At 41.0% G+C, this 13,176-nt stretch carries 14 protein-coding genes; 11 read left to right on the forward strand and 3 right to left on the reverse strand.

Going from position 1 to position 13,176, the window contains the following annotated elements; genetic code table 11:
* Positions 1-120: 120 nt before the first annotated feature.
* Complete coding sequence (locus ACFQ38_RS08615; RefSeq protein ID WP_336823578.1) at positions 121-1,032, reverse strand: 1,4-dihydroxy-2-naphthoate polyprenyltransferase; 912 nt, start codon at positions 1,030-1,032, stop codon at positions 121-123.
* Positions 1,033-1,319: 287 nt separating this feature from the next.
* On the opposite strand from ACFQ38_RS08615, the gene ACFQ38_RS08620 reads away from it, so the two are divergent.
* From ACFQ38_RS08620 to ACFQ38_RS08640, 5 genes are all read left to right on the forward strand, one after another.
* On the forward strand, positions 1,320-2,705 hold the full coding sequence (locus tag ACFQ38_RS08620; protein ID WP_381480388.1) for an isochorismate synthase: 1,386 nt from the start codon (positions 1,320-1,322) through the stop codon (positions 2,703-2,705).
* Complete coding sequence (menD, locus tag ACFQ38_RS08625; RefSeq protein WP_381480389.1) at positions 2,698-4,410, forward strand: 2-succinyl-5-enolpyruvyl-6-hydroxy-3-cyclohexene-1-carboxylic-acid synthase; 1,713 nt, start codon at positions 2,698-2,700, stop codon at positions 4,408-4,410. Before ACFQ38_RS08620 ends, menD begins: the two co-directional genes overlap by 8 nt.
* Positions 4,403-5,233: a 2-succinyl-6-hydroxy-2,4-cyclohexadiene-1-carboxylate synthase gene (gene menH / locus ACFQ38_RS08630; protein WP_336823581.1), complete on the forward strand. Its 831-nt coding sequence runs from the start codon at positions 4,403-4,405 to the stop codon at positions 5,231-5,233. The genes menD and menH overlap by 8 nt, the downstream gene beginning before the upstream one ends.
* Positions 5,234-5,244: 11 nt before the next feature.
* The gene (menB, locus tag ACFQ38_RS08635; protein WP_336823582.1) at positions 5,245-6,063 is read left to right on the forward strand and encodes a 1,4-dihydroxy-2-naphthoyl-CoA synthase; all 819 of its coding nucleotides are present in this window, start codon (positions 5,245-5,247) and stop codon (positions 6,061-6,063) included.
* A 227-nt stretch (positions 6,064-6,290) separates the two neighbouring features.
* Positions 6,291-7,739, forward strand: a complete 1,449-nt coding sequence (locus ACFQ38_RS08640; protein ID WP_381480390.1) for an o-succinylbenzoate--CoA ligase — start codon at positions 6,291-6,293, stop codon at positions 7,737-7,739.
* An 80-nt stretch (positions 7,740-7,819) separates the two neighbouring features.
* Here ACFQ38_RS08640 and ACFQ38_RS08645 read toward each other — a convergent pair whose 3' ends face one another.
* Positions 7,820-8,767, reverse strand: a complete 948-nt coding sequence (locus tag ACFQ38_RS08645) for a metal ABC transporter solute-binding protein, Zn/Mn family (RefSeq protein ID WP_336823584.1) — start codon at positions 8,765-8,767, stop codon at positions 7,820-7,822.
* Between the two features lie 123 nt (positions 8,768-8,890).
* A complete protein-coding gene (gene yidD / locus ACFQ38_RS08650) occupies positions 8,891-9,121 on the reverse strand; it encodes a membrane protein insertion efficiency factor YidD (protein ID WP_381480391.1) in 231 nt (76 codons plus the stop codon).
* Between the two features lie 105 nt (positions 9,122-9,226).
* Here yidD and ACFQ38_RS08655 point away from each other — a divergent pair, with 105 nt between their 5' ends.
* The 6 genes from ACFQ38_RS08655 to ACFQ38_RS08680 all read left to right on the forward strand — a co-directional run bounded on the left by ACFQ38_RS08655 (position 9,227) and on the right by ACFQ38_RS08680 (position 13,138).
* A complete protein-coding gene (locus ACFQ38_RS08655) occupies positions 9,227-9,676 on the forward strand; it encodes a Dps family protein (protein ID WP_336823586.1) in 450 nt (149 codons plus the stop codon).
* A gap of 62 nt (positions 9,677-9,738) precedes the next feature.
* Entirely contained in the window at positions 9,739-9,927 is a 189-nt protein-coding gene (locus tag ACFQ38_RS08660) for a putative motility protein (protein ID WP_381480392.1), read from the forward strand.
* A gap of 118 nt (positions 9,928-10,045) precedes the next feature.
* Positions 10,046-11,362: an NAD-dependent malic enzyme gene (locus tag ACFQ38_RS08665; RefSeq protein WP_381480394.1), complete on the forward strand. Its 1,317-nt coding sequence runs from the start codon at positions 10,046-10,048 to the stop codon at positions 11,360-11,362.
* 59 nt (positions 11,363-11,421) lie between these two features.
* Entirely contained in the window at positions 11,422-11,754 is a 333-nt protein-coding gene (locus ACFQ38_RS08670; RefSeq protein ID WP_336823589.1) for a transposase, read from the forward strand.
* 135 nt (positions 11,755-11,889) lie between these two features.
* Positions 11,890-12,354, forward strand: a complete 465-nt coding sequence (locus tag ACFQ38_RS08675; protein ID WP_336823590.1) for an NUDIX domain-containing protein — start codon at positions 11,890-11,892, stop codon at positions 12,352-12,354.
* Complete coding sequence (locus tag ACFQ38_RS08680; protein WP_336823639.1) at positions 12,344-13,138, forward strand: alpha/beta hydrolase family protein; 795 nt, start codon at positions 12,344-12,346, stop codon at positions 13,136-13,138. The genes ACFQ38_RS08675 and ACFQ38_RS08680 overlap by 11 nt, the downstream gene beginning before the upstream one ends.
* Positions 13,139-13,176: the final 38 nt, after the last annotated feature.

Raw genomic sequence — 13,176 nt, forward strand, 5'->3', positions numbered from 1 at the left:
CTGGAACGGAAAGCGACGGTTGTCAGGGGTTCCCCATTTATTCTCCAACCAGAAAGGGACTATCACAGAAAATCAGTTTTCACTGACTTTCTGGACAGCCCCCTACTAGAAATTTATATTTTATAATAAATAGCCAATCAGGATCCCGATACCTAATAGTAATCCGAACAATGTGTTTGTAACGGCTGTATTTTTCATTGCAGGCATAACTTCCAGAGGCAAAGTATGTTTGCGAAAAGTAGCGATCGCTTTAATTGGTTTCGCCACGCTTAAGAATACTAATAAAGACCATGGTGTAAGTTGTCCAGTTATAATTAGAACGATAATCCATAAATAAGAGACGATAAAGAAAGCAGACAGGATGGAAATCGCGTTGTTTCTTCCTACAAGAATCGCGAGTGTCTTTCTGCCACCTTCCTTGTCCCCCTCTAAATCACGAATATTATTAGACATCATAATTGCAGCGACTAAAAGCATGCTTGGAACAGAAATGAGGACCGCTTCAGTGGTTACGGTTCCTGTTTGTATATAGAAAGCAATCAATATTAACAGCATTCCCATTACAAAACCGGATACCAATTCTCCAAACGGAGTGTATGCAATCGGATAAGGGCCACCGGTATATAAGTAACCGATTAACATGGAAATCAATCCGACGATAGCTAACATCCACGAGGTTTGCATGCAAATATACACGCCGATTATGATGGCAATTGCGTAGAATGTAAGTGCGATATTTAAGACGGTTTTTGCTTTGACACCATTTCGCACAATTGTTCCGCCTATACCAACTGAATGCTCTGTATCCAGGCCTCTAACGAAATCATAGTATTCGTTAAACATATTGGTAGCCATTTGAATGAGCAGGCTTGCTGATAGCATTGCAATAAATAAAAGGAAATGTACATCACCGTACGTTAAGGCAATCATTGTACCTAAAAATACTGGGGCAAACGCAGCAGTCAACGTATGTGGACGTGTCAACTGCCACCAAATTCGCCATCCAGTGTCAGCTTTAATGGTTTGTTGCAAATTATTTCGCTCCTATCTCATTTAACTTGATACAGCAGATGCCACTTTCTATAAGCAGCGAGCAGCATGCTGTAATCGCATATTCAGAGGAAGGTTAGACTTCCCGCTCAACCATGTACTGGCCACCAAAGAATCGTGACGTTACATGGTTGATTGCATATACCATTGTACTTCAAAAGCGGGGATTAAGGTATCCCGTTTGCATTAAAAATGCTATCACTCCGATGTTTCGGTATAATAGAGATAAGAAAGTTATTCTTACTTACACATAATAAGGAGCGAAAACAATGAGTCGGAAGTTGACCGATAGCCATACTATGAAAAATACTATCAATTCTCCCTATACTCGTTTTTTTACTGAAACGATTGAGGTTGGGAGGATGTCGCCGTTCGCTTTTTTTGAAGCGGGATTTCAAAAATATAAAGAGGAACGTTTTTATTGGCAAAATGCCGATCAGACGTTAACTTTGGTTGGCATAGGACATGCTGTTACGTTAACAAGCGACTTGCATGAAGAGCGATATAAGGATATTTCTAACCAATGGAACGACTTATGCAATACGTTGATAAAGGAAGAGGAAGATGCTGCCCCAATCTTGTTTGGCGGTTTTTCTTATGATCCGAATCAAGTACTTCAATCGGAATGGAATCAATTCCCTTCTGCTTATTTTGCTGTGCCTTCTTTTCAGCTGAAAATTGAAGATGGAAGATCATACGTATCGATTAATTTAGTGACGGATAAACCGGAGGCTTCTTTGGAATTTGAATGGCTACGGCAAGAAAGAGATCGTTTAATCCATCTTGCTCAAGTGAAGGAGTTTTCATTCCAATACGATAATCCGATCGTTTCAATGGAGGAGCGGGGAAAAGATCGTTATATAGAAGCTGTCAATAATGTTACAAGTCTTATTCAAAGCGGAAAGGCAGATAAAGTCGTCATTGCGAGGAGTCTTGTGTTGCATTTTGAACAAGAACTGTCCGCCGTTGCAGCACTTTATGCAATTTCAAATGAACAACAGGAGAGTTATCAATTTGCATTGCAGCATAATGATTGTCTTTTCTTTGGTGCTACACCTGAACGCTTAATTGAGATGAAGAATGGAAAAGTCCTTTCAGCATGTGTTGCGGGCTCGATTCGACGAGGCAACTCAGCAGAAGAAGACAAGCAATTAGGGGAAGCCTTACTTGCTGATTCAAAAAACAGGGAAGAACATCATTACGTAGTGGAAATGATTTCAAAAGTGTTCCGTACACATTGCCAACAAGTAGTTGTCCCTAAAAATCCTAAGTTGATGAAAATTAGAGATATCCAACATTTATATACACCTGTTGAAGGGAAAATAGCGAGTGAAAGTGATATTTTCACACTTGTGAAGGCACTTCATCCTACACCTGCGTTAGGCGGAGTCCCGACTTCAGCTGCAATGGAGATAATTCGACAAGAGGAAGGAATGGACAGGGGCTACTATGCAGCTCCAATCGGTTGGACAGACTCCTCTGGAAATGGTGAATTTGCAGTGGCTTTGCGTTCAGCGTTAATTAATGGAAAAGAGGCTTACTTATATGCAGGTGGAGGCATTGTAGCCGATTCAAATGCAGAAGATGAATATGACGAGACATGGGTAAAGTTCAGGCCAGTTTTACGCGCGCTTGGAGGACAGTTGAATGGATGATAAAAGAATTTTAACAGACCATGTGTTGCGATTGACAAACGCACTTTTAAACGCCGGTGTGGAGGCTGCTGTTATAAGTCCAGGCTCACGTTCCACCCCACTCGCTTATGCATTTGCAGCATCCAATGCTCTGAAAACCTATATGCAGATCGATGAACGCTCCGCTGCATATTTTGCATTAGGAATGGCAAAGGCATCAAATAAACCGGTCGTCCTGCTTTGCACTTCAGGAACAGCTGCGTCGAACTATCATCCGGCAATAACAGAAGCGTATTACGCTAAGATTCCACTTATTGCAATCACTGCAGATCGTCCCCACGAGTTAAGGGGAGTAGGAGCACCGCAGGCAATTGACCAATTGAATTTATACGGTAAACACGTTAAATTCAGCGTTGACTTACCGTTGCCTGATGAGCATCCGGCAATAGCTGATTTCTTGGATCGACATATTCAAAGAGCTGTTTCAACAGCGATGACAAGTCCTGCTGGTCCGGTTCATTTGAATGTCCCTTTGCGAGAACCATTGCTCATTGATTTTGAAAGGAAAATCGCTCCGTCGACTTTCGTTGAAAGCGTTAAAGGAAAAATAGGGTTAAGTGAAGTACAAGTAAACCGTTTAAATGACCTGCTTTCAAATACGAAAAAAGGATTGTTTATTGCAGGTGAATTGCCGGTCGGCTTCGATCAAGATGCCTTTTGGACTTTCGCTAAGTCCCTTCAATGGCCGGTCCTTTGTGACCCGCTCTCCAATTTGAGATCGAATGTGCCAGCAGATTGCAGGGATCTATGCATTGAACATTATGATGCACTTCTAAAAAGTGAATCCTTTTGCGGCCGTGCAGTGCCCGATACTGTAATTCGAATTGGAGCCCAACCAGTTTCTAAGCCTTTAACTTTGTTTTTAAGCAAAGCTAAGCCACCTGTCTTTGTAGCAGTTGATGAATCTCCGGAATTCCGCGATTCGATTGGTGTTGTGACGCATCATATCCAAGCGGCTCCCGAAGCACTATTCAATTTGAAAATAACTAGTGAACATGTTGCGTACAAGAAATTATGGATTTCCGCAAATGAAATTGCGTCAGAAGTAACTGCTCAATATACTGGTGACTTAGGTGATGAAGGGATCATAGTAAAAAGACTGCTTGAATTATTGCCTTCGGAAAGTGATGTTTTTGTTGGCAGCAGCATGCCAATTCGTGACGTTGATACATTTTTTAGCAAGACAAATAAGGATATTGCGCTATTCGCCAATCGGGGAACAAATGGCATTGATGGAGTTGTATCAAGTGCATTTGGTGTACAAGCTGTTCGAAAACGGAATTCGTTTTTATTAATTGGAGATTTATCTTTTTTGCATGATGTAAATGGATTAGCCATTTCTCGTTTTCAAGAGACTGATTTGACAATCGTCATTTTAAATAATGATGGTGGAGGTATTTTTTCATATTTGTCACAGGCAACGGTGCCGAATCATTTTGAAGAATTGTTTGGAACACCGACAGGGCTTACGTTCGAACATATCGCTGCGATGTATGATGCACAATATACTGCGGTACAGAATGCTGACCAGTTTTCGAATGAACTGCAGAAAGAGAAAACGAAACCTATACGAATCATAGAAGTATTCACAAGTCGGCCAGTAAATGTAAAAACTCATCGAGCTTATTGGACTGAAATTATAGAAAGACTTGATCGCAATGAATGAAATTTCTTTGAAAGTTCGCGGAGTAGACTATTATGTGGAAATAAGCGGTAAAGAAGATCAACCTTCGATCGTATTTTTACATGGCTTTACAGGATCGACTGCAACTTGGAATGAAGTCCGTTCGAAAATAGCTCATCAATATAGAACGATTGCCATTGATTTGATCGGTCACGGGAAAACTTCTGTGCCGGATGATCCTTCACGTTACACAATGGAGCAAATTGTAGAGGATTTACATTGCATCTTTAAGCAAATTGACTTAGATAAGTTTTCTTTAATAGGGTATTCTATGGGGGGCCGCGTTGCCCTCTCATACGCTATTGCCCATTCTGAAAGCTTGAATTCCTTACTATTAGAGAGCGCTTCACCGGGTTTAAAAAGTGAGGAACAAAGGGCTGAGAGAAGAAAAGCGGATGCAAAACTATCTGAGAAAATCATTAAGGAAGGCATTCATAGTTTTGTTGACCTTTGGGAGAATATTCCTTTATTTCATTCGCAGAAGCGCCTTTCCTCTGAAACGAAAAAGCAAATTAGAAACGAACGGTTGCAACAGCGAGAAAAAGGCTTGGCGAACAGTTTGTTAGGATACGGTACTGGAAGTCAACAGTCCAATTGGCAGTACTTGCATACATTGCATCTACCTGTTCTTTTAATAACAGGGCAATTGGATGAGAAGTTTGTAACTATTGCCCGGGAAATGAAAAAAGAAGCACCATTATTTCAGCATACTATTGTAGAAGATGCAGGACATGCAATTCATGTGGAAAAACCTAAGCAATTTGTTACAATAGTAGAGGAGTTTCTGAACGATTTAAAAATTTGAGGAGGAATAAGATGACACGTCAATGGGAAACAATCCGTACATATGAGGATATTAAATATGAGAAGTACAACGGCATTGCAAAAGTGACGATCAACCGTCCTGAAGTGCGCAATGCGTTCCGTCCAAAAACAGTTATGGAAATGATCGATGCTTTTTCTCGGGCAAGAGACGATGAAAGCATTGGAGTTATCATTTTGACTGGCGAAGGAGAAAAGGCGTTCTGTTCAGGGGGCGACCAAAAAGTCCGTGGACACGGCGGCTATGTAGGGGATGATGAAATTCCACGTTTAAACGTATTGGACCTTCAACGTCTAATCCGTGTCATTCCTAAACCAGTAGTTGCGATGGTAGCAGGTTACGCAATTGGCGGAGGACATGTATTGCATGTTGTTTGTGACTTGACGATCGCTGCAGATAATGCCCGTTTCGGACAAACAGGCCCTAAAGTAGGTTCTTTTGATGCGGGGTATGGTTCCGGTTACTTGGCACGTATTATCGGTCATAAGAAAGCGAGAGAAATTTGGTATTTATGCCGTCAATATGACGCACAGCAAGCTCTTGATATGGGTCTTGTCAATACAGTCGTTCCTTATGAACAATTGGAAGACGAAACTGTCAAATGGTGTGAGGAAATGTTGGCGATGAGCCCGACTGCACTTCGTTTCATCAAGGCAGCTATGAATGCAGATACAGATGGACTTGCTGGTCTTCAACAAATGGCAGGAGATGCAACACTTCTTTACTATACAACTGACGAAGCGAAAGAAGGACGCGATGCGTTCAAAGAGAAACGCAAACCGGACTTCGGTCAATTCCCACGCTTCCCTTAATCAATCATGAAAAACCGCCTTTTTCTAAGGCGGTTTCAGACTGTAGACAAAGTATTTTTTCACTTTGTCTACAGTCTTTTAAAGGTTTTTAGTTATGGGATAAGTGTTTGCCCAGCTTGGCTTGAAAACGCTTGCCAGACAAGGCGCGAAGTCGAGCGAAGACCCGAATAGAACTTAAGNCGCCTTTTTCTAAGGCGGTTTTTCCTTAGGAAAGAGGAGATGTTTTTATGATTCCAAATTGGTTGTTACAGAGGGCATATTTAACGCCGGATAGAGTGGCATTGTCATTTGAACAACAGCAATGGACATTTCAGGAATTGCATGATGAGGCAATGCGCATTGCTCGGAAGCTCTATGCAAATGGACTTCGTGAAGGTACGCGTGTTGCGCTTTTGGGGCCATCCAATGCACATATGATGTTCATGATTCACGGATGCCTATTAGGAAGTATTGAAATTGTCATGATCAATAGCAGATTGTCTGAAAAGGAAATTGCTTATCAGTTATTGGATTCTGAAGCAGAAGCCATTATTGTTGAAGATTCACTTGCGGAAAAGCTGCAAACAATTGATCGTAAAAAGTTGTTATTTTCATTTATTGCTTCTTCTGAGGAAATCGATTTTACCCCAATCAATACATGGAAAGCCGAACAAACCATTACAATCATGTACACATCGGGTACGACAGGTTTTCCGAAAGGTGTTCGGCAAACTGTAGGAAATCATACATCCAATGCATTGTCGTCCGTCTTGAATTTAGGCCTTTCGGAAAATGATGTATGGCTTTGTACAACACCGCTTTTTCATATTAGTGGATTTTCAATCATCGTCAGGTCCTTGTTATATGGCATGGGCATTAGGCTCTATGAAAAGTTCGACGCGATCGAGGCGGCTGAGGAAATTCAAAAAGGCTCGGTGACAAGAATGTCCGTAGTTGCAAATAGCTTGGATCGTATTTTACGTGAAATGGAAAAAAGCGAAATGTTCGCGCATCCTAATTTCCAAACGATGTTAGCTGGAGGGGGCCCGCTGCCGATCGATTATTTAAGGCGTGCAGAAAAACGTGGCATAGCTGTCTTGCAAACATATGGGATGACGGAAACAAGTTCACAAACAGCGACATTATCCGCAGATGATGCACTTAGAAAAATAGGCTCAGCTGGAAAACCGCTCTTTTTTAATCAAATTAAAATAAGGGATGCCGAAAAGCCGATGCAGCATGGGGAAGTAATGATTGCAGGACCGCATGTGACACCAGGCTATGTCGGCCGGTTTGCCGATCGAAACCCGTTAGAAGATGGTTGGCTCCCTACCGGGGATATCGGTTATATGGATCATGAAGGCTATTTGTATATTGTAGATCGACGTTCTGATTTAATTATTTCTGGAGGAGAGAACATTTATCCAGCCGAAATAGAAAATGTACTCGTTTCCCACCCATCCGTATTGGAAGCTGGGGTGTGCGGGCAGGAAGATGAGAAATGGGGCAGTGTACCAATCGCTTTTTTAGTTTGTAAAGAACCAATTGAAAAAGAAGAAATTGAAAAGTTTTGTTTAGAAAGATTAGCAAAATTTAAAGTGCCAAAATCGTTTTATATGGTTGACGAGCTTCCACGCAACGCTTCTAATAAATTGATGAGAAGGGAATTGAAGCATTTCAGAAAAAGGCCGCTCTAATAAACGTTTTTTTGCATGGCTGTTGCTATTCAAAAAGGACATAACATCTTAACTCGTTATGTCCTTTACTTGACCTTCAATTATTTTGAAAGAGCTTTTTCAAACACTTTTAAATTTCGTTCCATCAATGAGAAATAGTTCTCTTCATTTGCAATGTCTTCTTCCGTTAACACTCCTAAATTGTGCAATGTTAATGATTCGGCGCCAATTTCTTTACGGATTACTTCCGTTAGCTTAGAAGAAATATTTTGTTCAAATAAAATATAACGGACGTTTTGGTCTTTTGCCTGTTTAACGATGGATGCCAGTTCTTTTTGGGACGGTTCGCTCTGGGAATTCAATCCTGCAATTGCGACTTGATGCAAGCCATATTCATTGGCAATATATCCGAAAGCGGCATGCGACACAAAAAAGGTTTTTTTAGGGGCATTGTGTGCCATCTCTTTAAATCGATTGTCCAATTCAATCAAATCGTCTTCTAGTAAATCAAAATTTTTCTCGAAATCCTCTTTATGTTCAGGCATCTGATTGATTAACGTTTCTTTAATAGCTGAAGAAAGCTCAATACTTAAAATTGGAGAAATCCATACATGGGGATCTTTTTCGTGATGATGTTCGTCATGTTCCTGATCCTGATGTTCTTCTTCGTCTCCTTGCAATAGATCATCAGAAATGCTGTCAGCAACGGCAACCATTTTAACATGTTCTGTTGATAGCGTTTTTTCAGCTTTATTTACGAAGCCTTCAAGGCCTAAACCGATATAAAAGAATAAGTCCGCATCCGAAAGTGCAATCATATCTTTTTGGGAAGGGTCAAAAGAATGCTCATCAGCGCCAGCAGGGTAGATCGACTTCACATCTACATATTCTCCACCGATCCGTTCCGTGAAATATTGAAGTGGATAAACAGTCGTATAAACGGTAGCCTTATCACCTTTGTTTTCAGGCTTTTTTTCGCTTTTACTGCAACCGACTAGATATATGGTTAATGAAAAGATGAGCAGCAGCAGAATAATGTTTTTCTTCATATATACTATCCTCCGTAATAGTAATCATTACGATTGAATCGCTTTCCCATAATACAAGAACTTGCTTATAATAGCAAACAAAAAGAAAAACCGGACGTTTTGCCGGTTGTGAGAGGGGAACAATTAATCTTTATTTGGAAATTTCTCTGGTACTGGGTCATAACCGCCTTCATGGAAAGGATGACATTTCGAAATTCGGCGTATTGTTAATAAACTGCCTTTTAATGCGCCATGTTTTTGAATCGCTTCCACTCCGTAATGTGAACATGTCGGGTAAAAACGGCATGAAGGAGGGGTTAATGGTGATATAAATTTTTGATAGCCGTTAATTAGGCCAATAAATAAAGTTTTCATAAAAAAGCTCCTTACGTTCTTCTATGTTTAGTTTATTGGTTTTGGTGGTAAAATAACAGGGAGAAGCATCGAACTGGTAAATACGAGCGAAAAGGGGAATACTTAATGTCGACAGAGTTAATGAAAGAATTAAATGTCCAAGTATCTACTTGGTCGGTAATGTACACAAAGCTACATAATTATCACTGGTACGTGAAAGGAAAAGCATTTTTTACTTTACATGCAAAATTTGAAGAACTATATAATGAAGCTACCGCTCATATGGATGATATTGCTGAAAGGATTTTAACTTTAGGCGGCAAACCGACAGCTACATTAAAAGAGCATCTAAGGCAATCTGTCGTTGAAGAAGCAACTGGCAAAGAGCAAGCTGAAGATATGGTAAAGACGATTGCGGACGACTTCGATAAGATTATGAAGTCATTGAAAAAGGGAATGGAGACAGCCGGCAATGAAGGTGACGAAATGACAGAGGATTTATTGAATGCGATCTATCAAAGCATTGAAAAACATCAATGGATGCTGAATGCATTTCTTGGTGAAGACAATAAATAATGCAATAATCCTTAACAAATGACCGAACTCTCCGATAGAAGGATGGAGAGGAGGAATGGGAAATGGAACTGAATGCAATGATGGCAAGCCAGCTCAGAAGCTTGCAATCTACAGTGCAAATGAGTGTCATGAACAAAGCGCTTTCAATGAATGCCAATGTAGTAACGGATTTGTTACAAGGCATGGACAATCAATCTGTTCAAGCAGTGGCCCATCCTCATAAAGGTCAAACTGTTGATTTGAAGGCTTAGGATTTAGCAAGAGAGCACGTATTCCTCTGTTGGAATGCGTGCTTATTTTTTGTTGTGGCCTTTAATTGGTGTAAAATAGGGTAGGGAATAGGAAGAGGATTTTTTAGGAGGAAATAGCATGTCGGATATACAGTTTATTAGAAATTTAATTATTGAAACGCCTTCAGTGCCCGGGAACTTTGCAAAAGTGGCAGCGGCAATCGGTGAATTGAAGGGTGATATTGGAGATATCCAGACAATAAAAGTAGGGACATTATCTACAATACGGGATATATCAATTCAATGCCAAAGCGAAGAGCATTTACATACGATTGTTCAGGCCATTAATGCAATCGGCAATGGAATTCATGTACATGCCGTAACAGACGATGTATTGCAAGCGCATGAAGGCGGAAAAATTCAAATGAAAAGCAGGTTTGAAATCCGTTCTTTAGGCGATTTAAGAAGAGCGTACACGCCAGGCGTTGCAAACGTATGTAAAGTGATTCAAGAAGACCCGGAGCAAGCAAAATATTTTACTGGAATTTCAAATACAGTAGCGATTGTTACGGATGGCACTGCGATTTTAGGATTGGGAAACATTGGGCCAGTGGCAGGAATGCCCGTCATGGAAGGGAAATCCGTCTTATTCGATCAATTTGCCGGAATTAGCGGGATTCCTATTTTATTGAATACAAGTGATCCAGATGAAGTGGTTGCGACGGTAAAACATATTCACCAAAGCTTCGGAGGTATTTTGCTTGAAGACATCGGATCGCCGCATTGCTTCGAAATCGAAGAAAGACTGAAAGCGGAATTAGATATTCCTGTCATGCATGATGATCAGCATGGGACAGCTGTTGTTACATTGGCATCCGTGTTGAACGCATGTAAACAGACAGATGTTGAATTGTCACAATCTGTCGTAGGGCAAATCGGTTTAGGGGCAGCAGGACTTGCAATTAGCAGAATGCTCATGGCATATGGAGTAAAAGAGATGTGTGGAGTCGATCGGAATCCGGATGCTATTGAAAGAATGAAAAAGCATGGCGGAACGATTTTAAATTCAATCGAAGAACTCATGGAAACTTGTGATATTGTCATAGCGACAACTGGTGTAGAGGGATTGATCAAACCAGAAATGGTAAGGGAAGGTCAAATCATCTTAGCATTATCGAACCCGAATGCTGAAATTAAACCTGAAGTTGCTTTGAAAGCTGGAGCAGCATACGCAGCAGATGGACGTCAAGTGAACAATGTATTAGGATTCCCTGGAATTTTCAGAGGAGCGTTGAATGCACAAGCGAAAGAGATTACTTATCCAATGCTGATCGGAGCTGCGCTTGCGATTGTCGATAGCACAAAGCCTGGTGATTTAGTTCCTCATCCACTTGACCCGAATGTACATGCAAATGTCGCAATCGCGGTTGAACGCATTGCAAATGAGGGGAAATAAAAAAATACTGCATTGATTCAATGCGATAAGCCATACTACCTAAAAAAGGATGGTTTTGTATGGCGAACGACAAGGTTAGAATGTATGTTTCTGTTAAAAATCAACAAGTATATCCTCATAAGCATGCAGCCCCATGGGAATATGAAGTAGAAATGAGCAAGGAGTTTCTTCCGGTCTTTCATCAATTATTTTCCCAAATAGGAAAATTGGAATTCAGGAATTTTCTCAGAGGTCATACGTTGCCTTATTTGCCCTATCACTATGATCGGGATAACCATGATATTGATCTTAGAACGAAGAAATTGTATGCTTTAATTCATGAATTTACAGACGATGAATCGAAAAGGTTCATTGAGCAGCTGCCCTATTTTAGAGAGCCGGCCAAACGTTAAAGTTGACTGTTTTAGTCCACTTCAAAAATTCTGCAAAAGGCTTCTCTATGTGATTGATTAATCGAATGGCTACATAGGTGAGGCCTTTTGTAGAAGAATGCCGGACGGTTCATTGATTGAAAGGACGTGATGTCGTTGGTTACTACGTTCAAAGATTTACAAGGCGCAAAAGTGGAACTAACATTTGGCGATAATCCGATGGGAATGGAGGCAAGACATGTTCTTGTCGTTTTAAAACATGAAGGAAAATGGCTTATGACTCGACATTTGCTTCGAGGCATCGAATTCCCAGGAGGCAAAGCGGAAGAGGGCGAATCAATCGAAGAGGCCGCAGTTCGCGAAACGATTGAAGAGACGGGTGTCCATATTACGGACTTAGTAAAATTTGCAGAATATGTTGTCATAAGCAATGTGACATTTTGCAAAGCGGTTTTCACTGGAAAAGTAGTCCAGATTGAAGAAGACCCGACGCTGTATGAAACTGCTGGGGCATTATGGATGTCAGATGAAGAGCTATCCAACTGCGATCAATTAAGTTTCCATATGAAAGATGCAGGGATGGCAAAAATTAAGGAATGGGTAAATGCCTATGATTCATAATGCCGCTATTTTGCATCGGCGGGATTACCCTTCTCCAAATCCTCATGTGCGCCTCGAAGAAATAACGTATTGGTCCGATGGCTATAAGGTGAAAGGCATGTTAGCTGAACCAGTAGAAGAGGGAATGTATGAAGGCATCGTTTATTTGCGCGGAGGCATACAGCATGTTGGTATGGTACGCCCATCCCGCATAGCGCAATTCGCCTCTCAAGGGTTTATCGTTTTTGCCCCTTATTACCGTGGCAACCGCGGTGGCGAGGGACGTGACGAATTTGCTGGGGAAGATCGACAAGATGCTGTAAACGCAGTCGATGTTCTGAAACAGCATCCAAACGTTGAGAAAGAAAGAATTCATTTATATGCTTTCTCAAGAGGCGGCTTAATGGCACTGTGGACGGCCATTCTCCGTGAAGATGTTTGTTCGGTTGTCATATGGGCAGGGATGTCCGATGTCGTGTTTACATATAACGAACGAAAAGACATGCGACGGATGATGAAAAGAGTGATTGGCGGAACACCTAATAATATGCCGGACGCCTATCGTGAACGGACGGCTTTATTTCGTATAAATGAAATTGAAGCACCTCTTTTGATTATTCACGGCATGAAGGATGAACATGTTTCTTTCGAACAGGCAATCCTTTTAGAGAATTCGTTGAGAGAAAATGATAAGCCGTATTATACATGGTATTTCCCCGACTATACACATCATTTTCCAGCTCAGCATAATGCACAAATTGTCCGTGACCTATGTATATGGATGAAAGAACAAGTAAATCTTTAAAGGGGCTGTCCAATAAGTCCCTAAAATAGAACAGGTGG

It is taken from the genome of Sporosarcina contaminans (genome assembly GCF_042679045.1).
Classification (GTDB): Bacteria; Bacillota; Bacilli; order Bacillales_A; family Planococcaceae; genus Sporosarcina; species Sporosarcina contaminans.

Coding starts and splice junctions, on each gene's coding strand:
- ACFQ38_RS08620 (WP_381480388.1), top strand. CDS start 1,320: ATGAGTCGGAAGTTGACCGATAGCCATACTATGAAAAATACTATCAAT.
- menD (WP_381480389.1), top strand. CDS start 2,698: ATGGATGATAAAAGAATTTTAACAGACCATGTGTTGCGATTGACAAAC.
- menH (WP_336823581.1), top strand. CDS start 4,403: ATGAATGAAATTTCTTTGAAAGTTCGCGGAGTAGACTATTATGTGGAA.
- menB (WP_336823582.1), top strand. CDS start 5,245: ATGACACGTCAATGGGAAACAATCCGTACATATGAGGATATTAAATAT.
- ACFQ38_RS08640 (WP_381480390.1), top strand. CDS start 6,291: ATGATTCCAAATTGGTTGTTACAGAGGGCATATTTAACGCCGGATAGA.
- ACFQ38_RS08645 (WP_336823584.1), bottom strand. CDS start 8,767: ATGAAGAAAAACATTATTCTGCTGCTGCTCATCTTTTCATTAACCATA.
- yidD (WP_381480391.1), bottom strand. CDS start 9,121: ATGAAAACTTTATTTATTGGCCTAATTAACGGCTATCAAAAATTTATA.
- ACFQ38_RS08655 (WP_336823586.1), top strand. CDS start 9,227: ATGTCGACAGAGTTAATGAAAGAATTAAATGTCCAAGTATCTACTTGG.
- ACFQ38_RS08660 (WP_381480392.1), top strand. CDS start 9,739: ATGGAACTGAATGCAATGATGGCAAGCCAGCTCAGAAGCTTGCAATCT.
- ACFQ38_RS08665 (WP_381480394.1), top strand. CDS start 10,046: ATGTCGGATATACAGTTTATTAGAAATTTAATTATTGAAACGCCTTCA.
- ACFQ38_RS08670 (WP_336823589.1), top strand. CDS start 11,422: ATGGCGAACGACAAGGTTAGAATGTATGTTTCTGTTAAAAATCAACAA.
- ACFQ38_RS08680 (WP_336823639.1), top strand. CDS start 12,344: ATGATTCATAATGCCGCTATTTTGCATCGGCGGGATTACCCTTCTCCA.